The organism is Plastoroseomonas hellenica, assembly GCF_018129085.1.
In the GTDB taxonomy this organism is placed as follows: Bacteria; Pseudomonadota; Alphaproteobacteria; order Acetobacterales; family Acetobacteraceae; genus Plastoroseomonas; species Plastoroseomonas hellenica.
In genome coordinates this window covers 104,960-124,835 of sequence record NZ_JAAGBB010000021.1, presented here as the reverse complement: position 1 = coordinate 124,835, position 19,876 = coordinate 104,960, and the positions used below count along the sequence as shown (strand labels likewise).

23 protein-coding genes are annotated in these 19,876 nt (G+C 72.7%); 10 read left to right on the top strand and 13 right to left on the bottom strand.

All coding sequences use genetic code 11. The features are described from left to right. Positions 1 to 375 precede the first annotated feature (375 nt). The gene (locus tag GXW71_RS18150; RefSeq protein ID WP_211853963.1) at positions 376 to 741 is read left to right on the top strand and encodes a hypothetical protein; all 366 of its coding nucleotides are present in this window, start codon (positions 376 to 378) and stop codon (positions 739 to 741) included. 3 nt (positions 742 to 744) lie between these two features. Here GXW71_RS18150 and GXW71_RS18145 read toward each other — a convergent pair whose 3' ends face one another. From GXW71_RS18145 to GXW71_RS18105, 9 genes are all read right to left on the bottom strand, one after another. Beyond that, complete coding sequence (locus GXW71_RS18145; protein WP_211853962.1) at positions 745 to 1,536, bottom strand: ABC transporter permease; 792 nt, start codon at positions 1,534 to 1,536, stop codon at positions 745 to 747. Further along, complete coding sequence (locus GXW71_RS18140; RefSeq protein ID WP_211853961.1) at positions 1,536 to 2,483, bottom strand: ABC transporter permease; 948 nt, start codon at positions 2,481 to 2,483, stop codon at positions 1,536 to 1,538. Before GXW71_RS18140 ends, GXW71_RS18145 begins: the two co-directional genes overlap by 1 nt. A 13-nt stretch (positions 2,484 to 2,496) precedes the next feature. Further along, on the bottom strand, positions 2,497 to 4,083 hold the full coding sequence (locus GXW71_RS18135; protein WP_211853960.1) for an ABC transporter substrate-binding protein: 1,587 nt from the start codon (positions 4,081 to 4,083) through the stop codon (positions 2,497 to 2,499). A gap of 41 nt (positions 4,084 to 4,124) precedes the next feature. Further along, complete coding sequence (locus tag GXW71_RS18130) at positions 4,125 to 4,508, bottom strand: RidA family protein (protein WP_367617327.1); 384 nt, start codon at positions 4,506 to 4,508, stop codon at positions 4,125 to 4,127. Positions 4,509 to 4,584: 76 nt separating this feature from the next. Beyond that, positions 4,585 to 5,520, bottom strand: coding sequence for an NAD-dependent epimerase/dehydratase family protein (locus tag GXW71_RS18125; RefSeq protein ID WP_211853959.1), 936 nt, complete (start codon positions 5,518 to 5,520; stop codon positions 4,585 to 4,587). After that, positions 5,517 to 6,494, bottom strand: a complete 978-nt coding sequence (locus GXW71_RS18120) for an ABC transporter ATP-binding protein (protein WP_211853958.1) — start codon at positions 6,492 to 6,494, stop codon at positions 5,517 to 5,519. Before GXW71_RS18120 ends, GXW71_RS18125 begins: the two co-directional genes overlap by 4 nt. After that, positions 6,491 to 7,465 (bottom strand): ABC transporter ATP-binding protein, encoded by a 975-nt coding sequence (locus tag GXW71_RS18115; protein ID WP_246526675.1) that lies wholly within the window; start codon positions 7,463 to 7,465, stop codon positions 6,491 to 6,493. Before GXW71_RS18115 ends, GXW71_RS18120 begins: the two co-directional genes overlap by 4 nt. Before the next feature lie 23 nt (positions 7,466 to 7,488). After that, the gene (locus tag GXW71_RS18110; RefSeq protein ID WP_211853957.1) at positions 7,489 to 8,664 is read right to left on the bottom strand and encodes a mandelate racemase/muconate lactonizing enzyme family protein; all 1,176 of its coding nucleotides are present in this window, start codon (positions 8,662 to 8,664) and stop codon (positions 7,489 to 7,491) included. Beyond that, entirely contained in the window at positions 8,661 to 9,317 is a 657-nt protein-coding gene (locus GXW71_RS18105; protein ID WP_281417383.1) for a GntR family transcriptional regulator, read from the bottom strand. Before GXW71_RS18105 ends, GXW71_RS18110 begins: the two co-directional genes overlap by 4 nt. Positions 9,318 to 9,402: 85 nt before the next feature. Here GXW71_RS18105 and GXW71_RS18100 point away from each other — a divergent pair, with 85 nt between their 5' ends. Further along, positions 9,403 to 10,278, top strand: coding sequence for an alpha/beta hydrolase (locus GXW71_RS18100; protein ID WP_211853955.1), 876 nt, complete (start codon positions 9,403 to 9,405; stop codon positions 10,276 to 10,278). A 13-nt stretch (positions 10,279 to 10,291) separates the two neighbouring features. Here GXW71_RS18100 and GXW71_RS18095 read toward each other — a convergent pair whose 3' ends face one another. Then, positions 10,292 to 12,832 (bottom strand): ATP-binding protein, encoded by a 2,541-nt coding sequence (locus GXW71_RS18095; protein ID WP_211853954.1) that lies wholly within the window; start codon positions 12,830 to 12,832, stop codon positions 10,292 to 10,294. Positions 12,833 to 12,972: 140 nt separating this feature from the next. Between GXW71_RS18095 and GXW71_RS18090 the strand changes: the two genes are divergently transcribed. The 4 genes from GXW71_RS18090 to GXW71_RS18075 are packed head-to-tail and all read left to right on the top strand — an operon-like array spanning position 12,973 to position 16,413. Further along, positions 12,973 to 14,724, top strand: coding sequence for a cytochrome c biogenesis protein DipZ (locus GXW71_RS18090; protein WP_211853953.1), 1,752 nt, complete (start codon positions 12,973 to 12,975; stop codon positions 14,722 to 14,724). Positions 14,725 to 14,773: 49 nt separating this feature from the next. After that, positions 14,774 to 15,781: an alpha/beta fold hydrolase gene (locus GXW71_RS18085; RefSeq protein WP_211853952.1), complete on the top strand. Its 1,008-nt coding sequence runs from the start codon at positions 14,774 to 14,776 to the stop codon at positions 15,779 to 15,781. Continuing rightward, positions 15,765 to 15,995, top strand: coding sequence for a hypothetical protein (locus GXW71_RS18080; RefSeq protein WP_211853951.1), 231 nt, complete (start codon positions 15,765 to 15,767; stop codon positions 15,993 to 15,995). Before GXW71_RS18085 ends, GXW71_RS18080 begins: the two co-directional genes overlap by 17 nt. A 1-nt stretch (position 15,996) precedes the next feature. Then, entirely contained in the window at positions 15,997 to 16,413 is a 417-nt protein-coding gene (locus tag GXW71_RS18075) for an organic hydroperoxide resistance protein (protein ID WP_211853950.1), read from the top strand. Between the two features lie 66 nt (positions 16,414 to 16,479). On the opposite strand, the gene GXW71_RS18070 is transcribed toward GXW71_RS18075, so the two are convergent. Further along, positions 16,480 to 16,686, bottom strand: coding sequence for a hypothetical protein (locus tag GXW71_RS18070; RefSeq protein ID WP_211853949.1), 207 nt, complete (start codon positions 16,684 to 16,686; stop codon positions 16,480 to 16,482). A 188-nt stretch (positions 16,687 to 16,874) separates the two neighbouring features. On the opposite strand from GXW71_RS18070, the gene GXW71_RS18065 reads away from it, so the two are divergent. The 3 genes from GXW71_RS18065 (at position 16,875) to GXW71_RS18055 (ending at position 18,036) form a co-directional block, all read left to right on the top strand. Next, a complete protein-coding gene (locus GXW71_RS18065; protein WP_211853948.1) occupies positions 16,875 to 17,087 on the top strand; it encodes a hypothetical protein in 213 nt (70 codons plus the stop codon). A 118-nt stretch (positions 17,088 to 17,205) separates the two neighbouring features. After that, positions 17,206 to 17,613 (top strand): PRC-barrel domain-containing protein, encoded by a 408-nt coding sequence (locus GXW71_RS18060; RefSeq protein WP_211853947.1) that lies wholly within the window; start codon positions 17,206 to 17,208, stop codon positions 17,611 to 17,613. A gap of 150 nt (positions 17,614 to 17,763) precedes the next feature. Beyond that, positions 17,764 to 18,036: a hypothetical protein gene (locus GXW71_RS18055; RefSeq protein WP_211853946.1), complete on the top strand. Its 273-nt coding sequence runs from the start codon at positions 17,764 to 17,766 to the stop codon at positions 18,034 to 18,036. Positions 18,037 to 18,067: 31 nt separating this feature from the next. Here the strand turns inward: GXW71_RS18055 and GXW71_RS18050 are convergent, their stop codons facing one another. Both GXW71_RS18050 and GXW71_RS18045 read right to left on the bottom strand, forming a co-directional pair. Further along, a complete protein-coding gene (locus GXW71_RS18050) occupies positions 18,068 to 18,475 on the bottom strand; it encodes a DUF6766 family protein (protein WP_211853945.1) in 408 nt (135 codons plus the stop codon). A gap of 132 nt (positions 18,476 to 18,607) precedes the next feature. After that, the gene (locus tag GXW71_RS18045) at positions 18,608 to 19,228 is read right to left on the bottom strand and encodes a LysE family translocator (protein WP_211853944.1); all 621 of its coding nucleotides are present in this window, start codon (positions 19,226 to 19,228) and stop codon (positions 18,608 to 18,610) included. A 340-nt stretch (positions 19,229 to 19,568) separates the two neighbouring features. Between GXW71_RS18045 and GXW71_RS18040 the strand changes: the two genes are divergently transcribed. Further along, entirely contained in the window at positions 19,569 to 19,817 is a 249-nt protein-coding gene (locus GXW71_RS18040) for an RNA-binding protein (protein WP_211853943.1), read from the top strand. The last annotated feature ends 59 nt before the right edge of the window (positions 19,818 to 19,876 follow it).

The following is a 19,876-nucleotide window of genomic DNA, read 5'->3' as shown; positions in this document are numbered from 1 at the left end:
GCCGCTGCCGGGCGCGACGCCGCGGCAGAAGGCCAGGTAGTCGCCGCGGCAAGCCTGCATGACCGCGCCGCGGCCCGCTGCCGGCGCCTCCTGCGCCGCCGCTGGGCCCGCGGCGAGCGCCAGCAGGACAACCGCCCACAGCAGGCGCGAGATGCGGAGCCGCTCCAGCCTCATGACCCCCCCCAGGCCCGGCGGGGCCGGGCAGCGATGTCGGATGGCGATGCCGCAGTCTCCCAGCGCCTCGGGCGCCGGGCAAGCGACGGTGCCGGGGCACACCCTTCCGTGAGGCGCATGGGCGGTGTGACGCAGGGAACAGCGCCGGCCGGCGCCGCCGCGGCAGGAATGCGGGGCCATCGCCAGCAAGGAATGCTCGCCATGTCCACCGCATCGCGTATCGCCATTCTCCGCGCCGTACCGGACATCGCCCCGCCGCGCATCGCCGTCCCCTGCATTGCCGCCGCGATCGCCCTCGCGGCGCTCCTCTCCTGGCGCGCCGAGGCAGCGCCGTCGCTGGAATACGGGCCGGAGGCCGAGCTGCGCTTCGTCGAGGCCTGCATCGGCGATCCCGCCATGACGCCGGCCGCCTGCCGCAGCCTGATGGAAGGGCTGCAGCACCGCCTCGGCTATGCCGGCTTCCTGGAATTCATCTCCAGCGAGCCGGATGCGGCACCGATCGCGATCCCCCGCCAGGCCGTCCCGCTCGATGGGCGCCGCTGGGCCTCGCCGCGCCTCGTCGATTGACCCTCACCCGGACCGTGCCTGCAGGGCGCGGCCGAGGAGCGAGGCCGCGAGCGCCGCGAGCAGCAAAGCGAGGCCCGGGAAGGTCGCGAGCCAGGGTGCGACGGTGAGGTAGTTGCGGCTCTCCTGCAGGCTGGCGCCCCAATCCGGCGTCGGCGGCGGCACCCCGAGCCCAAGGAAGCCGAGCGCCGCCTGGATCTGCAGCGCCAGCGGGAACAGGATAACCCCCTGCAGCGCCACCACCGGCGCCACGTTGCGGAGCACATGCCGCAGCAGCACCGCTGCCTCGCCATGGCCGAGGGTGCGCGCCGCCTCCACATAGGCGCGGCCGCTCTCCATCAGTGCCGCGGCACGGGCCACGCGGTAGAAGACCGGCACGTAGATGATCGACAGCGCCAGCACCGAATTCACGGCCCCGCTGCCGAGCGTGCTCGCCAGCACCACGCCGAGGATGATCGGCGGGAAGGCGAGCAGCGCATCGGCCATGCGCGACAGCGCGAGGTCCGGCAGCCGGCCGGCGAAGCCTGCCAGCGCGCCGAGCCCGCCACCCGCGAGCCCCGCGATCGCGATCGCCGCGCCGACGATGCCGAGCGTGGTGCCCGCGCCATGGATGACGCGCGCATAGACGTCCCGCCCGCTCTCATCCGTGCCGAACCAGAACTGCGCCGAGGGCGCCTCCAGCCGCCGCGCCACCGCGACCGCGTCCGGCGGTCCCGCGAAGAGGCCGGGTGCCAGGCTGATCACCAGGAACGCCGCGCAGAGCGCGCAGCCGATCAGGAGCATGAGACGCGGGCGCATCACGCCCCCCGCACGCGCGGATCGATCAGCGCATAGGCGAGGTCGATCAGCAGGTTCACCAGCAGCGCCACCACCACGCTCAGCAGCAGCGCGCCTTGCAGCACCGGGTAGTCGCGGCCCTGGACGGCGGCGAGCAAGGTGCGGCCGAGGCCGGGGATGCCGAACAGCGTCTCCACCACCACGACGCCACCGAGGATCTGCACCAGGATCAGCCCGGCATAGGTGACGAGCGGGATGGCGATGTTGCGCAGCACGTGCCGCCCGAACACCACCCGCCAAGGCAGGCCGCGCGCCGCCGCGGCGCGCACGAAATCCTGCCGCAGCAGCGCAGCGCTTTGCTGGCGCGTGAACTGCGCATAGGCCGCCGCCTGCAGCAGGCCGAGGGCCAGCACTGGCAGCAGGATCCCCTCGAGATTGTCCGAGAGCGAGATATCGGGCGGCGTATAGACCAGCGGCGGCGCCCAGCCGAGCCAGGCATCGGCGAGGATGAGCAGCACCATGCCGGTCCAGAAGACCGGCGCGGAGAGGCCGATGAGGGTGAAGCCCTCGACCGCCATGTCGGCGATGCCGCCGGGCCGCGCCCCGGCCGCGAGGCCGAGCGGAACGCCGAGCAGGATGGCGAAGGCGAGCGTCGCCAGTCCGATCTCGAGGGTCACCAGGAAGGCGTCGAAGACGATGCCGGCGACCGGCATGCCCTGACGCATGGAGATGCCGAGGTCGCCACGCAGCAGATCGCCGGCCCAGGCCAGGTATTGCGACCAGATCGGGCGGTCGAGCCCGAAGAAGGTGCGCAGCGCCGCCTCCGCCGCCGGATCGCCGGCGCTCTGCCCCAGCATCTCCCCGATCGCATCCCCCGGCACTGCGCGGATCACCAGGAACACCACGCCGGTCGCGAGGATCAGGGTAATAAGCGCGGCCCCGAGCCGGCGCAGCACGGCCTCCAGCATCAGTGGTGGTGCCTCACGCCGCGATCCAGGCCTTGGCCAGGCCGAACCACCAGCCTGTCGGATGCTGGACATAGTTGCGCACGCGCGCTTGCGCGACGGTGACGAGATCGGGCGAATAGAGCATCACCGTCGGCACGCTCTCATCCATCACCCGCTGGAAGGCGACATAGGCCTCCTTCCGCTTGGCGGGATCGGGCGTCGCCATGCCGGCATCGAGCAGGCGGTCGGCCTCCGCGTTGTTCCAGTTGCGGAAGTCGGCGCCGCGCGGCGCGCCGTGGAAGTGCCGGTAATAGAGGATGTGGGGATCCGGCTGGGTCCCCCAGTCGTTGAAGGTGAAGCGCATGTTGCGCGTGCGGAAGGCGTTCAGCCAGACGCCGAGCTCGACGCGCTGGATGTTCAGCCGGATGCCGAGCGGAGCGAGCTGCTGCGCGATGGTGACCGCCGCCGGGTCCATCCACTCGAAGCCGATGATGCTGACGAGGTCCATGGCGAAGCCGTCCGCGAGCCCGGCTTCGGCCAGCAGCGCGCGGGCACGGGCGGCGTCCGGCCGCTGGTTGGGCAGCGTATCGATGGGGGCGCCCCAGCTCTCCTGCATGGCGGCCGGGATGGTGCCGAGCACCTTGCCCTTGCCGCCGATCGCCGCCTGCATCACGGCGTGCTTGTCGATCGACAGCGCGATCGCCCGGCGCACCCTGGGGTCGCGGAGCTGCGCATGGTTGCAGTCGAGGTCGAGCGAGCATTGCCGCAGCGAGGGCGCGGCATTGATCGCGAGGCCCGCCTGGCCCTGGAGCTGCTCCGCATCCTGCGGCCGCGCCAGCAGCGCGAGGTCGACGCGGCGGCTCCGCAGCGCCACCAGCACGCTCGCCGCATTGGGCTGCACGCTGAACAGGATGCCGTCGAGATAGGGCTGCCCGGATTGCCAGTAGTTCGCGAAGCGGGCCATGCGGATATGGCTCTGCGGCCGGAACTCCTGCAGCATGAAGGGGCCGGTGCCGACGGATTGCTGGGACAGCCGCGTCCGCGCTTGCGGATTGGCGAAGGTGTCGCGCGGCACCACGCAGCCGAAGCGGTTGGTGAGCGTCATCGGCAGGGAGGCGTTGGGCTCCGACAGGCGGATCACCACCGTATGGTCGTCCGGCGTCTCGATGCCGGCGATGGCGCCGAAATCCGCCGCCCCCGGGCTGCCGTTGGAGGGGTTGCGGACATAGTCATAGCTGTATTTCACATCGGCCGCGGTCATCGGCTGTCCGGTGTGGAAGCGCACGCCGCGGCGGAGCGCGAAAGTGTAGGTCAGCCCGTCATCGGAGACCGCCATGGTCTCAGCCAGCAGCGGCTTCGCGGTGCCGGAGGCATGCTCGTACATCAGCCCCTGGTACATCAGCACGGTGACCGCGGTGCGCGCGTCGCCGGCCTGATGGAAGGGGTCGAGGTTCGGCGGCTCATTGGCGATGGCGACGGTCAGCGTCCCGCCACGCCGCGCGCCGGCATCATCCGGGCCGTAAAGCGCATCGGCGGCGGCCTGCGCCAGCGCGGGGCGCGTCCCCAGCAGTGCCGCGCCGGCGAGGAGCGCGGTGCGGCGATCGATCATCGGATATGGCATGGTCGAATCCCCCGGTCGGAAGCGATGCGGCGCGATCGACGCTATTCGCGCAGCGCGAAGACGAACTCGATCTCCACCGGCACGTTGCGCGGCAGCATGGCGACGCCGACGGCGCTGCGGGCATGGCGCCCGGCCTCACCGAAGACCTGGCCCATGATGGCGGAGGCGGCATCGATCACCCGCGGCTGCTCGACGAAGCCGGGGGCGGAGGCGACGAAGCCGGTCAGCTTCACGACCCGCGCCACCGCATCCAGCGACCCCGCGACCGAGCGCAGCGCGGCGAGGCCTTGCAGCGCGCAGAGCGCGGCGGCGCGCTGGCCGGCCTCGACATCCACGGCATCGCCGAGGCGACCGAGCACCGGCAGCGCGCCCTCCGCGTCCCGCGGCAACTGCCCGCTCACCCAGACCAGGCCGCGCTCCAGCACCGCGGGCACATAGTCGAAGGCGGGCTGGGCAGCGGCGGCAGGGTGATGCCCAGTTCCGCCAATCGGGCCTCGAACATCAGGCGCTCTCCTTGCTCATCATTTCCCGCAGCGTGTCAGTGAGGATCGCTTCCAGGTCGTGCCGCGGCTGCCAGCCGAGACCGCGCAGCGCGCTATCGTCTACCAGCGGCAGCTCGGCCGGCGTCTGCACTGCGCGCGCCGCGACGCGCCCCGGCCCCGCGATCCGCTCCAGCGCCGCCGCGATCCCGGCATGATCGAGGGTGAGCCCGGCCATGTTCAGCCGGCGCGGCGCCTGCGGCAGCCCGGCCAGCATCAGCAGGGCCTCGGCGGCGTCATCGCCATGCACGGCATCGAAGGGGGTGTCGGGCACCGCGTCGTCGAAAGGCGCGCCGCCGGCCGCGGCCCGCAGCATCCGCGCATGCAGCGCGGCGGCGCCGACATACCAGCGCCCCGGCCCGAGCACGAGCGGCAGGCGCAGCGTGGTGACGGAGAGGCCCAGCGCATGCGCCGCCCAATCCGCCGCCATCTCCGCCATGTGCTTGGAGAGGCCATAGGTGCTGCGCGGCGCCGGCGGCGCCGCCTCATCCACCCGCGCAGTGCCATAGAGCGCGGGCGGGCCGTAGACGACGGTGGAGCCGCATTGCACGACCCGGCCGACCTCCGCCACCGCGGCGGCCGCCAGCGCCGCCGCGAAGCCCCCGGCATTGACCGCGACGGCGCGCGCGGGATCCTCGGTCGCGCTGCGCGCCAGCCCATCGCCCCCGGGGTTGTGCCCGGCCGCCCAGATCAGCGCATCCGGCCGGAATTCGCGGAGCGCGCGGAGCAGCTCGCCCGGAACCTCCGCCCGCCCGTCGAAGCGGGCGACACCGTCCTCGCGCGGCGCCTCGCCAGGCCCGAAGGAGGCGACCGCCACGCCCCGCGCCATGGCCAGGCGCAGCAGGCGCCCGCCGACGAAGCCGCTGCCGCCGACCACCAGGATGCGCTGCGCGCTCATGCCGCCATCACCTCATCGCGGATGCAGGCCGCGCGGCGGTCCGGGCCCATGGCGCGCAGCGCCGGCACCGCCTCGGCGCAGGCCGGCAGCGCGTGCGGACAGCGGGTGCGGAACACGCAGCCGCTGGGCGGCGCCGCCGGGCTCGGGATCTCGCCACGCAGGATGATGCGGGGACCGCGCGCCTCGCCGGGATGCCCGGGGGAGGCGGAGAGCAGCGCACGCGTATAGGGATGCCGCGGCGCGTGCAGCACCGCGTCCGCCGGCCCCTCCTCCATGACACGCCCGAGGTAGAGCACCGCCACCCGGTCGCAGAGGCTGCGCACCGCGTGCAGGTCGTGCGAGACGAAGAGCAGCGCGAGGCCGCGCTCGCTCCGGAGTTCACGCAGCAGCGCCAGGATCTCCGCACCCACGGAGACATCGAGCGCGGAGACCGGCTCGTCCGCCACCACGAAGTCGGGCTCGACCGCGAGCGCGCGTGCGATCGCGACCCGCTGCCGCTGCCCGCCGGAGAGTGCCGCGGGGCGGCGGCCGTGCAGGCCGGGGGCGAGGCCGACGCGGTGCAGCAGCGCCGCCGCCCGGTCCCGCGCCTCGCGGCCCCGCGCCAGCCCGTGGAGCGCGATGCCCTCGGCGACCGCCGTGCCGATCGCCATGCGCGGGTTCAGGCTGCCGAAAGGATCCTGGAACACCATCTGCATGCGCCGGCGCAGCGGGCGCAGCGCCGGGCGCGGGACGTCGGTGATCTCCTGCCCGTCGAACAGCACCTGCCCCGCGGTCGGGCGCGCCAGGCGCAGCAGCAGCCGGCCGATGGTGGACTTGCCGCTGCCGCTCTCGCCGACCAGCCCCAGCGCCTCGCCGCGCCGGATCGCGATGTCGACGCCGGCGACTGCGCGCACCGGGCGGCGGCGCGGGGCGAGCAGGCTGGGCCCGCCGAATTCCATGACCAGCGCGCGGCCCTCGGCGATCGGCGCCGTCATGCCAGCGCCTCCCAGCGGAGGCAGCGGCTGCGGCGGCCGGGGGCGACATCGCGTAGCGGCACCGGCGCCTCGCGGCAGGCGGGCACCGCCATGGCGCAGCGCTCCGCGAAGCGGCAATGCGGCGGCGGCGCCAGCGGGTTCGGCATCAGGCCGGGGATGCCGCGCGGCGGCGGGCCATCGCGGGAGGGGATGCAGTCCAGCAACGCACGGGTATAGGGGTGGCGGGGCGCGGCCAGCACCTCGGCGGCCGTGCCTTCCTCCACCACCTGCCCGGCATAGAGAACGCAGAGGCGATGCGCGACCTCAGCGACCAGGCCGAGATCGTGGCTGACGAAGATCATCGCCATGCCGCGGCTCTCCTGCAGGTCCCGCAGCAGCTCCATGATCTGCGCCTGGATGGTGACGTCGAGTGCGGTGGTCGGCTCGTCGGCGATCAAGAGCCGCGGCTCGCCCGCCAAGGCGAGCGCGATCACCGCGCGCTGGCGCATGCCCCCCGAAAGCTGGTGCGGGTATTCGCCGGCGCGCCGGATCGGATCGGGGATGCCGACGAGCTGCAGCAGCTCCACCGCGCGCGCCGCCGCCGCGCGCCGCCCGAGGCCGAGCAGGTGGCGCAGCGTCTCCGCGATCTGGTCGCCGATGGTGAAGAGCGGGTCGAGCGCGCTGCCCGGATCCTGGAAGACGACCGCGATCTCCCGCCCGCGCAGGCGCCGCAGCGCTTCGCCGCGCAGCGCCAGCAGATCCACGGCCTCGCCCTGCCGGCCGCGCCAGCGCAGCGTGCCGGTGGCGCGCGTGCCGGCCATGCCGGCATGCATCCGCGCGACCGCCATCGCCGTCACCGACTTGCCGCTGCCGCTCTCGCCCACCAGGGCCAGCGCTTCGCCTTCGCGCAAGGTGAAGGACACCTCGCTGACCGCGGTCATCCAGCCGGACGCGCCGCGGAAGGCGACGGAGAGCGCATCCGTCGCCAGCAAGGGGGGAAGGGCGGCCGCCGCGCTCACCGCGGCCGGAAGCGCTCGAGCGCCGCGCGGTCCGGCTCCACGCCGAGCCCCGGCCCCGCCGGCACCGCGATCATGCCGCCCGTGGGCAGCAGCGGCTCGATCAGCAGCTCGTCGCGCAGCGGGTTGTCGGCGATGTCGTATTCCACCCAGGGCGGGTCGGCCTCGCTCTCGGCGACCGCGGGATAGGCGGGCTGCGCGGCCACGAGCTGCACGGCGGCCGCGAGGCCGAGCCCGGTGCCCCAGCAATGCGGCGAGAGGCGCGCATGGCGCAAGGTGCAGAGCTGGCCGATCAGCCGCCCCTGCGAGAGGCCGCCGCAGAGCGCGAGGTCGGGCTGCGCGATGTCGATGGCGCGCGGCGCCAGCAGCCGGTCGAAGGCGAAGGCGGTGTAGAGCGCTTCCCCGGTCGCAACGGGGATGTCGCGCCGGGACATCAGCGCGCGATAACCTTCCTCGTCGGCGGGGCTGAGAGGCTCCTCGTACCATTCGATGCCGAAGGGCGCGATGGCGCGCATGCTGGCCAGCACCTGGTCCACGCCGTAATTGCCGTTGGCATCGACCGCGATGCGCATCGCATCGCCGAGCGTCTCGCGCGCCAGCCGCACCCGCGCCACGTCATCGGCGATGCCGCGGCCGATCTTGATCTTGCAGCAGGTGAAGTCGCGGAAGCGTGGGAGCTGCGCCGCCAGGCCCTGCGCGGGATCGGCGGTGAAGTAGCCGCCGGAGCCATAGACCGGCACCGCATTCCGCGCGCGCCCGCCGATCAGCGCATGGGCGGGAAGGCCATGCTCCTTCCCGAGCGCGTCGTGCACCGCCATGTCGAGGCCGGAGAGCAGGGCCATCAGCCCGTTCTGCACGCCGAAATGGTAGTTGCGCGCGATGATGCGGTGGAACAGCGCGCCATGGTCGGTGAGCCGCGCACCGCGCCAGTCGGCCGCGACGAAGTCCAGATAGGCGGCGCAGAAGCCGGGCGGTCCCCAGGCCTCGCCGAAGCCGGTGACGCCGGTATTGGTCTCGATCTCCACGATGGTGGCGCCGCGCGCGGCGACCAGGCCGCGGGCCATGCCATAGGCATTGGCGTCCCCCATGACGTGGACCACCGGGTGCAGCGCGATGCGCGCGATGCGCGCCATGGTGTCGGGCAGGGTGTCGGCCAGGGGGTCGGTGTGGGTCATGGTGCCAGCCGCTCCCGTGAGCCTTCGAGGTGTCGCGCCATGGCGGCCTCGGCGCCGGCCGCATCGCCGCGGATCAGCGCCTCCAGGATCGCCTCATGCTCGCGCGCGGTGTCCTCCGCGCCCTTCTGCGCCGCCATGTAGAGGCGGGAGGCATGGACCTGCGCATTCAGGGCCGCGAGTGCCTGCCGCGCCGGCTGGTTGCCGGAGGCCTGCACGATCAGGTCATGGAAGGCCTCGTCTGCCGCCGCATGGGTGCGGTGGGTCTGCCAGGGGCCGCGCCGCACATGCGCGCCCATGTCCGCGAGGCAGGCGCGGAGCGGCGCGACCGCCTCGGCCGTGATGCGGCGCGCGGCCTGGCCGGCGAGCCAAGGCTCCAGCCGCAGCCGGGTGTCATAGAGGTCGCGCAGGAAGGCGGCATCGGGCAGCGGCGCCACGCTGAAGCCGATGAAGGCCTCGTTCCGCACCAGGCCGCGGGCGCAGAGCGCGGCCAGCGCCTCGCGCAGCGGCGTGGTGCTGACCGCCATTTCGCGCGCCAGCGCATCGACGTTCAGCCGGGCCCCGGGTGCGAGGTCCTGATCCATGATCCGTTCCTGGAGCCGGGCGCGCACCTGCTCGCCGAGGCCGATCCGCTGCACTATTCTTGTATCTTGCATCCTATAGGATACATGGCAGACTTCGCCGCCGCCTGGCAAGTCCCTTGGCCCGGAGCGGCGCGGCCATCAGCGGGAGCAACAAGCATTGACCAGCCGGCCATCACCTTGGGCCTCCCTCTCGCCGGAGGAGCACGAGTTCCACTTCAACCCGCAGCGCGCCTTCCCGGATTTCGCCACCCACAAGCTGCGCCGCGCGCCCGCCAATGAAGGTGCACTCGCCGGGCTGCGGCGCGAAGCGGAGCTCGCCTATGGGCCGACGCCGCGCCATCGCCTCGACATCTATCCGGCGGCGCGGCCCGGCGCGCCGGTCCATGTCTTCTTCCATGGCGGCTATTGGCGCGCCAACGACAAGAACGGCTTCGCCTATATCGCCGCAGCGCTGGTCCGGCATGGCATCACCGTCGCCATCCCGAACTACGAGCTCTGTCCCGATGCGACGCTCGACGGCACCGTCGCCTCCGCGCGCGCCGCCATCGCCTGGCTGGCGCGGCATGCCGGCGATCATGGCGGCGACCCCACGGCGATCAGCCTCTCCGGCCATTCCGCCGGCGCCCATCTCTGCGCCGCGGCATTGGCGACCGACTGGGCGGCGGAGGGGCTGGACCCGGCCTTCCTACGCGGCGCGGTGATGACCAGCGGCATCTACGATCCGCTGCCGGCCATGCTGACCACGGTGAACCAGGATCTGCGGCTGACCCCCGAGATCGCCGCCAGGAATGACTTCGAGCATCGCCCGCCGGTCTCCCGCGCGCGCGCCCATCTCTTCGTCGGCGGGCGGGAGCCCTGGCACTGGATCGACCAGAGCTTCCGCTATTCCCACCACCTGCGGCGGCATGGCGGCGACCCCGAGGTGCATGTCCTGCCCGGCCACGACCATTTCGACATCCTGGACCAGTACATGGCCGAGGAGAGCCCCATCCTCCGCGCCGTGCTGCGGGCGGCGGGCGCGGGCGGCGCCTGACCGACGGCGTCGATCAGGCCGGCATGGACGGCATCGCGCGCGCCGCTTCCGCGATCGCCTGTTCCTCGCTCAGCCGCGCGCCTTCCGCGGTGAGGCGCTGCAGCGCCTCCGCCGGGAGCCGATCGCCGAGCGTCCGACGCAGCCGCGCGACGACCATCTCCGAAGCCGGGCTGCGCGGCGCGCGCCGCGCAGCCTGCCGCGCCTCGCTATGGCCGAGCAGCCGCCCGGCGGCGGCGGCATCGCCTTCGAGCGCCGCGATCAGCCCGGCGCGCTCGAGATTGGACAGCACCTCCTGCGGGATGCCCATGATGCGCGCGGCATAGAGGCGATCGCCGGCGAGCCTGCGGGCCGCGGCCATCTCGCCCTTGGCGAGCAGGTAGGACGCGAGCGCGCCATGGATGTGCTGCACCCAGGCGGAGCGCGACTTGACCGGCCCGAGCGCCGCGAGCGCACCCTCGGCCATCGCGATCGCCGCATCGATCTCGCCCGCCGCGAAGAGCAGCTCGGCGATGTCGCCCGCGACCAGCGCCGCGTCGCGTCGCGCGCCCAGGCGCTCCGCCATCGCTGATGCAGCATCCAGGATCGGGCGGGCACGATCGGGGCGGCCGCGCCGCGCCTGCACCAGCGCCTGGACCCGGCGGAGCGAGATCAGCGTCTTGCTCTCGGCCGCGTCGCCGAGCAGCGCCTCGGCCTCCTGGAGCAGCGGGTCGGCGGCCGCGCAGTCGCCGACCGCCGCAAGCTGCAGCGCCTGGTGCCAGAGCGCGCGGCCGAGGCCGAAGCCATCGCCCGCGGCACGGAACAGCGCGACGGCACGCTCGGCGGCCGCCGGCGCCCCCGGTTCGCCAGCCGAGAGCCAGCCGCAACGCCCGAGCCAGAGCTGCCCGGCGACCGCCGATGACGTCGCCTCCGTGACCGCGGCGAGCGCGCGGTCGAACCAGGCCATCAGCTCGCCGGTCGCATGCAGCTCGCCCAGCAGCTCGCCACTGACGCTCGCGAGCGTGATGCCAAGGGCGGGATCGCCATCCTCGCCGAAGGCCCAGGCGAGGCCGGCGCGCAGATTGTCCCGCTCGGCACCATGGCGCTCCGCCCACGCCTCGTCGGGCATGACGGGCCAGTCGGCCTCCGCCTGGCCGCAGCTCCGCGTCAGCCATTGCGCGAGGCGGCGGCGCGCCGCGGCGCCTTCCGTGGCCGGCAGCCGCTCCCCGGCATAGAAGCGCGTCGCGTCCAGCATGCGGTAGCGCGGCTCGGGCCCCGAGAGATCCGCCTGCAGCAGGGATTTGTCGACCAGGCCCGCGATGAGCCGGGCGATCTCGTCCTCCTCCCGCGCGTCGCCCGCCACGAAGCCGGCGGCCTCCGCGGTCCAGCGCCCGCTGAAGACCGACAGCCGCAGCAGCAGGTCGAGCTCGGATGGCTCCAGCAGCTCGAAGCTCCAGGCGATCGTTGCCTGCAGGGTCTGCTGTCGCGGCAGCGCGGTGCGCCGCCCGCCCGCCAGCAGCCCGAAGCGGCGGTCGAGCCGTTCGCGAAGCTGCGCCGGGCTCAGCGCCTGCAGCATCGGCGCGGCGAGCTCGATCGCGAGCGGCAGGCCATCGAGGCGGCGGCAGATCGCCATGATCTCGGCCGCCTCCGCGTCGCCCGGGTCGAAATCGCCGCGCACGGCACGCGCGCGGTCGAGGAACAGCGCGGCCGCGGCATGCGCGCGCAGCCCCTCCGCCGTGACCTCCGCCTCCGGCTCCGCGAGGCCGAGCGGCGACAGCCGGTGCAGCGCCTCGCCCTCGGCGCGGAGCGGCTCGCGGCTGGTCGCCAGGATGGTGATGCCGGGGCAGCCGCGCAGGATCGCCTCCGCCGCTTCCGCCGCTGCCTGCAGCAGGTGCTCGCAGCCGTCGAGCAGCAGCAGCCCGCGGCGCTTCGCGAGCCACAGCGTTGTGGAGGCCAGGAAGGCACCGCCCCGGACATCGAGCCCGAGCGCCGCGGCGACCGCCTTGGGGACCAGCGCCGGATCCTCCTGGGTGCCGAGATCCGCGAGCCAGGTGCCGTCCGGAAAGCGGTCGCGGAGGCGCTCGGCGGCGGCGAGCGCCAACCGCGTCTTGCCTACGCCGCCGGCGCCCACGACCGTGACCAGTCGTGCGTCCTGGAGCCAGGCCTGCAGGCGGTCGAGATCCTCCTGCCGGCCGATGAGCCGCGTCAGCGGCGCGGGCAGGGTGGCGGGGGAGGGCGGCGCCTGCCCGGGCGCGGCGGGCGCGCCTGCCTCCTCATGGACCGGTGCCACGAAGCGGTAGCCGCGGCCGGAGAGGGTCGCGATGACGCCCTGTCCCAGCAGCTTGCGCAGGCCGGCGACATGGACGGTGAGGTTGCCTTCCTCGACCACGCGCCCCGGCCAGACCAGCGCCAGCAGCTCTTCCTTGGTGACGACGCGGTCCCGCCGCTCGATCAGCGCGAGCAGCAGGTCGAAGGCGCGGCCGCGCGGCGCCACCTCCTGCTCCTCGGCGAGCAGGGCGCGGCGGGACGGGATCAGGCGGTAGGGCCCGAAGGTGAAGCTCGGCGTGGCATCGGCCATGGCGGGCGGACCTTACCGCCGGCCCGCATCCTTTGGAAAATTTTGGAAAACTTCGGCGGCCGCACAAGGACCCGGCCCACCCGCCTGAGCCAGTGTCCCGTCGCATCAACGCCGCCACGGGCGGCCGAAAGGCGGACATCATGACCCTCTTCCTGCTGGCATATGCCGCTGGCGTCCTGACGATCGCGAGCCCCTGCATCCTGCCGGTGCTGCCCTTCGTCTTCGCCCGCGCCGACCGCGCCTTCATCCGCAATGGTCTGCCGCTGCTCGCCGGCATGGCGCTGACCTTCGCCCTGGTCGCGAGCCTCGGCGCCGTCGCCGGCGGCTGGGCGGTGGAGGCGAACCATTGGGGCCGCCAGGCGGCGCTGGTGCTGCTCGCGCTCTTCGGTCTGGCGCTGCTGTTTCCCCGCCTCGGGGAGCGCGCCTGGCAGCCGCTGGTCGCGGCCGGCGGGCGGCTCGCTGAAACGGCGGAGCGGCGCGTGGCGGCGGGCGGCTCCCCCTTCGCGGCGTCGCTGCTGCTCGGCGTCGCGACCGGGCTGCTCTGGGCGCCCTGCGCCGGGCCCATCCTCGGCGTGATCCTGACCGGCGCCGCGCTGAATGGCGCGAGCCTCGGGACCTCGGTGCTGCTCGCCGCCTATGCGGCGGGTGCCGCGACCTCGCTGGCGCTGGCGCTGCTGCTCGGCGGGCGGGTGTTCCGGGCGATGAAGCGCGCGCTGCCCGCGGGCGGGCTGCTCCGGCGCGCCGGCGGCGCCGCAGTGCTGGCCGCGGTCGGCGCCATCGCCTTCGGCCTCGATACCGGTCTGCTGGCCCGCGCCTCCTATGCCGGCACCGTCTCGCTGGAACAGCGGCTGATCGACGCCACACGTCGAGGGGAAGCGATGGACAGGATCATCCCGGCGCAGGCACCGGCCGCGCCGCCGCGCCTGAACCTGCCGGTCGAGGGCCGCATCCCCTCGCTCGCCGGCGCGCTCGAATGGCTGAACTCGCCGCCGCTCAGCGCGGAATCGCTGCGCGGCAAGGTCGTGCTGGTCAATTTCTGGACCTATTCCTGCATCAACTGCCTGCGCAGCCTGCCCTATGTGCGCGCCTGGGCGGAGCGCTACCGCGACCAGGGCCTGGTGGTCATCGGCGTGCACACGCCGGAATTCGCCTTCGAGCGGCGCACCGCCAATGTGCGCCGTGCCGCGGCCGATCTCGGCGTCTCCTACCCGATCGCGATCGACAACAGCTTCGGGATCTGGCGCGCCTTCGGCAACCAGTACTGGCCGGCACTCTACTTCGTCGATGCCGAAGGCCGCATCCGCCATCACCGCTTCGGCGAAGGCGGCTACGAGATGTCGGAGCAGGTGATCCAGACGCTGCTCGCCGAAGCCGGGCGCGGCGCGCCGCGGATGGGGCCGGTCGCCATCGACCGCGCGGGCGCGCAGGCGCCGGCCGATCCCGCCAATCTGCGCTCGCAGGAGACCTATCTCGGCTATCGCAACGCGACGAATTTCGCCTCCCCCGGCGGCGCTGTGCGGGATGCGGCGGAAGCCTATCGGCCGGGTCGGCTGCGGCTCAATGAATGGAGCCTCTCCGGCCGCTGGACGATCGGCGAGGAATTCGCGGCGCTGAACGACGCCGGCGGCAGCATCGCCTTCCGCTTCCACGCCCGCGACCTGCACCTGGTGCTGGGCGCGCCCGATGGTCGGCCGCGGCACTTTCAGGTGACGATCGACGGCGAGCCGCCGGGCGCCAGCCGTGGCGCGGATGTCGCCGCCGACGGCACCGGCGTGGTGACCGGGCAGCGGCTCTACCAGCTCATCCGCCAGGACGGCGCGGTCGCGCCCAGGACCTTCGAGATCCGTTTCCTCGACCCCGGCGTGCAGGCCTACGCCTTCACCTTCGGCTGACGCGCGGCGCGCCCGCTTCCCATCAACCCACAGCTTGACGAGGATCATCATGACCGACCACGCCTATTCCCCCCGCCGCTTCCTGTTCGGCGCCGCGGCCGCCATCGCCGCCGGCATCGGCGGGATGCGCCCCGCCGCCGCGCAAAGCGGTGGCTCCGTATCCTTCGGCGCGATCAAGCAGATCGATGCCGGCGAGCTGAACATCGGCTATGCCGAAGCCGGCCCCGCCGGCGGCCCGCCGGTCATCCTGCTGCATGGCTGGCCCTACGACATCCACGCTTTCGTCGATGTCGCACCGCTGCTGGCGGCGCGCGGCTACCGGGTGATCGTGCCGCATCTGCGCGGCCATGGCACCACGCGCTTCCTGTCGGACGCCACCTTCCGCAACGGCCAGCAATCGGCGGTGGCGCTCGACATCATCGCGCTGATGGATGCGCTGCGGATCCCGAAGGCGGTCATCGCCGGCTTCGACTGGGGCGCGCGCACGGCCTGCGTCGTGGCGGCGCTGTGGCCGGAGCGCTGCAAGGCGCTGGTCTCCGTGAGCGGCTATCTGATCAGCAACGCCGCGGCCGGGAAGAACCCCTTGCCGCCGGCCGCCGAGCATGACTGGTGGTATCAGTTCTACTTCGCGACCGAGCGCGGCCAGGCCGGCTACGAACGCTACCGGCGCGACTTCGCGAAGCTGATCTGGGAGACGGCGTCGCCGCGGTGGCGCTTCGATGCCGCCACCTTCGATCGCAGCGCGGTCTCGCTCGACAACCCTGATCACGTCGGCATCGTGATCCATAATTACCGCTGGCGGCAGAACCTGGCGGCGGGCGATCCGCGCCACGACGATCTGGAACGGCAGCTCGCGGCAGGCCCGGTGATCGGCCTGCCCAGCATCACGCTCGAAGGCGATGCCAACGGCGCGCCGCATCCGCCGCCCGCCTCCTATCGCGACAAGTTCTCGGGCCGATACGCGCACCGGACCATCACCGGCGGCATCGGCCACAACCTGCCGCAAGAGGCCCCGCAGGCCTTCGCCCAGGCGGTCATCGATGCCGATGGTTTCTGATCGCAGGACCAGGCTCAGGCTCGCACTCACCGCGCTGATCGGCATCGCGGTCTTCGCCTCGCCCTGCGCCTGGGACACCCATCCCCGCGACCCCGCGGCGACACTCGCCGCCGCGGCGACACTCGCCGCCGCCCCGTCGCGACGGATCACCGACGCCGCGCATCCGGCGATCCCGGCGCGCGCGGCAGAGCCAACTCCCCAACAAGGACGCTGACATGACCCAGATCGACAAGGTTCTCTACACCGGCAGGACCCACACCACGGGCGGGCGCAGCGGCGCCTCCCGCAGCTCTGACGGGCGCCTCGACATCGCGCTGTCGCCGCCCGGTGCCTCTGGCGGCGGCACCAATCCGGAGCAGCTCTTCGCCGCCGGCTGGTCGGCCTGCTTCATCGGCGCGATCGGGCTGGCCGCCGGCAAGATGAAGGTCGCGCTGCCGGCCGATACGGCAGTCGATGCCGAGGTGGATCTCGGCATGACCGGCGACGCCTATCTCCTGCAGGCGCGCCTCAATGTCAGCCTGCCGGGCGTCCCCCGTGAGGTCGCGCAGGCGCTGGTCGATGCCGCGCACCAGACCTGCCCCTACTCCAAGGCCACGCGCGGCAATATCGGCGTCACGATCACCCTGGCCTGAGGTGGCGCGGCCGCGCGGGACGTCCTGCGCGGCCGCCATCCTGAGCGTTGCCGTCGGGCACTGCCGTCAGTTGTCCCGCCGATGCGGTGCGCCGTCCTTCAGCCGCCTGCGGAATGCCTCCTCCGCGGCCCCGAGATCGCCGAAATGCTCTTCGGCGACGACCGAGGCCGGGCTGCGGACGACATAGCTCCTGTCGGTATCCAGGCGTTGCGGAATGATGGCCCAGAGCTCGACGCCGTCACGGCGGCGTTGCAAGGAACGCAATGAGGGCATGCTCCCCTCCTCCAGTGACGCCGGAGATAAAGGTCGCGCCGCCGCGGGTGGGAGGGGGGCCGGCCGGGGGTGCCGATCACGTTTTTCGTGAGCGCCGGGCGAGGGGGTGCCGCGGCTAAGCTCAAGTTTACCGCCGCCGGCCAGAGGCGAGGAGTAAGCTCGGCTGCTTCGACGCAACGAGGTGCGCGATGAACCAGATCAGCTACCGGACGGTCACCCTGCAGAAGGGGCCAGACCTGTATTCCTTCCAGCTCATCGAGATCGGCGAGGACGGCACTGAGAGGCGGCTGCTCACGGAGTTCGCGACCGAGGAGGAGGCCCGGATCGCGCAGCGCGCGTTGCGGCAGCTCCAACTCGCGGAAGACGCGGCGCGGCGGATCGGACCGGCCAACGAACCGTGATGCGAAGCGGCTGCCGATGGCAGGCGGCTGGCGCGCGCCGATAACATCCTGCGCGATCCGAAACCGCCGCACGGCCGGCGCCGTTCTCCATGCACTCGCCAGCGACAAGGAGAGCGCCATGAGCACGACACGCGAAACGACAGGCCGCCGCAGCGGCGATGTGGCCCGTCACGAGACCAGCAGCCTGATCTCCTCGGACAAGGTCGAGGGCACCTCGGTCTATGACATCCAGGGCAACGACCTCGGCACCATCCACAGCGTGATGATCGGCAAGGTCGACGGCAAGGTCGCCTATGCGGTGCTGTCCTTCGGCGGCTTCCTCGGCATCGGCACCAACTACTACCCGGTGCCCTGGAAGGCGCTGAAATACGACACGCACATGGGCGGCTACGTCACCGGCATGACCAAGGAGCAGTTCCAGGGCGCGCCGAGCTACGACCCCGCGACGGACTGGTACAGCCGCAGCGCCGGCTGGCCCGCCGATGTCGACCGCTACTATGGCCGGCCGGGCATGTGGACGCACTGAGCCATTGACCGGCATGGCTGCCGGGCTGCCCGATCGGAAGGTCGGGCAGCCTTTTTTGCGGCGGCGTCCGCAGGTGGTGTTACCCAGGGTACAGCGGCGGCCGGTGCCGCCGCGGCAGGATGCGGCATCCGTCAGCAAGGAATGCTCGCCATGTCCGCCACCCTCCTGCGCATCGCCGCCGTGATCGCCCTCGCGGCGATCCTGCCCTGGCTCGCCCATGCCGCGCCGTCGCTGGAGCACGCGCCCGAAGCCGAGGCGCGCTTCCTCGAACGCTGCGTCGACGAGGGCATGACGCCCTGGGCCTGCCGCACCTTTATGGAGACGCTGCAGCAGCAGCTTGGCTACGCGGGCTTCCTGGACTACGCCGCCGCCGGCCGCCCCGATGCGGCACCGGCCGCCGCCCGCCTCTCCGCCAGCCGATAAAGCGTGATGACGTGGTGCTCGTGCGCCAGCGTCAGCGCCACCTGTGGTCCTGCGGCACCTCGGCTTTCCGGCCTGAATAGACCTCGTCGATCTCGCCGATGATCCTGTCGGCCTCGGCGGGGTCGATCCTGCGCAGCAGGGCGTCGATCTTCGCCTCCATGCGGTCATTGCCCTCCTTCGATTGCGGCGACCCGATGTAGAGCAGAAGCGCCAGGCCCACGACCTGCCAGAGCAGTTGCAGGAACTCGGACTGCCAGTTCTCGAGCGTGTCGCGCATCATCTCGACGAGGTAGCCGGAGACGTCGGGTGTGGCGTGCAGCGACGCCTGCTCGTTGACATAGGCGAACCAGCCGAAGACCCAGTGACCGGCCAGGGACACCAGGAAAAAGCCGAGTGTCACCCAGGCGAAGCCGTATCGCTTCCAGGGGGATCCGGTCATGGCAGGGCTCCGTTCCAGTGGCCAAACAGAGCCTGTCAACGCCAGGCTGCCGCTTTGGATGCTTGGCCGCCGCTGTTCCCGCCACCTCGGTCCTGCCTGTGCGTGCGCGGATCCGCTCGCCCGAACGAAAGGCTATGGGTTGCGGCGGACGAGCATGGCGGCCGCCGCCCCGGCCATCGCGACGGCGCCGCCGCGGTTCATGAGGCGGAGCGCGCGCGGCGAGGCAAAGAGGCGCCGCGCCCGCGCCGCGGCGACCGCATAGGCGCCGAGCACGCCGGACGCGATGACGGCGACGAGGAGCGCGAGCTCGGCGAAGCCCGCCGGCGTCAGCGTGCGCAGATCCACGACCGTCGGCAACAGGGCGAGGAAGAAGGCGATCACCTTGGGATTGCCGAGATTGATCGCGAGCCCCGTGAGAAAGAGGCGGGCGTTGCTGTCCGGTGATGCGTCGGCGGCGGCAGCGGGCCGCGCCGGCGCGGTCCAGAGCTTCCAAGCGAGGCGGAGGAGATAGGCGGCGCCCGCGATGCGGATCGCGACGAAGAGTACGGCGAATGTCGCGGCGATCGCGGCGAGGCCGGTGGCGGCGACCGTGAACCATAGCAGCGCGCCGGCGACGAAGCCGGCGATGAAGGCGGGCGCGCCCTGCGCGCCGCGGGTCAGGACGCGCGCGACGAGCGCGGTCACGCCGGGGCCGGGGAGGATGAGGACGGCGAGATAGGCGGCGGCGAAGAGGAGCAGGCTGGCACGGTCCATGGAACGGCTCCCTCATGCGATCGGGTTGGCGGGATGCGGGCCGCGCCGGGCGGTGCCCGATGGCGGGGAGGGGAATGATGGCCGGGGGAAGGTCACGTCATGATGCCTCGCGATTGGCCACGCACCGATGCGTCTGCAATCGGCGGCGGGTCATCGCGTTGATTGACGTGAACGCTTACGGCCGCCCGCGACGCGGGCGGCGGAAGCAGCCAAGCAGAGGCGGCCGGGCCGCGCAAGCGGCCGGGGCGTCGCGGGTCATGGGCGGCAGATGGGCGCCATTCAGTCGTTGCGGAAGCGGCAGGAGAGGCGCGAGGATGGCCGCCCGACCGGAGGAACCGGCATGCGCCACGCTCTCGTGCTCCTGCCCCTGCTCTGCCTTCCGGCGCTGCCGGCGGCCGCCAAGACCCATGTCTACTGCATCGAGAACCGCATCGTGGTCGAGCAGCGCGACATGGGCCTGATGCGGCGCGATCGCGGCTACGCCAGCATCTGCACCCTCGGCCCCAGCTTCGATTTCAGCCCGGACGCGACGCGCTGGGTCGAGGCCAATCTGCGCCAGCGCGTCGGCGGTGATTGCCGCTGCCCTTGATCGCGGCCCGCCGTCGCGCGGCGCTGTGCCGGGCGTCACGCCCCGGCGCCGGCCTCCGC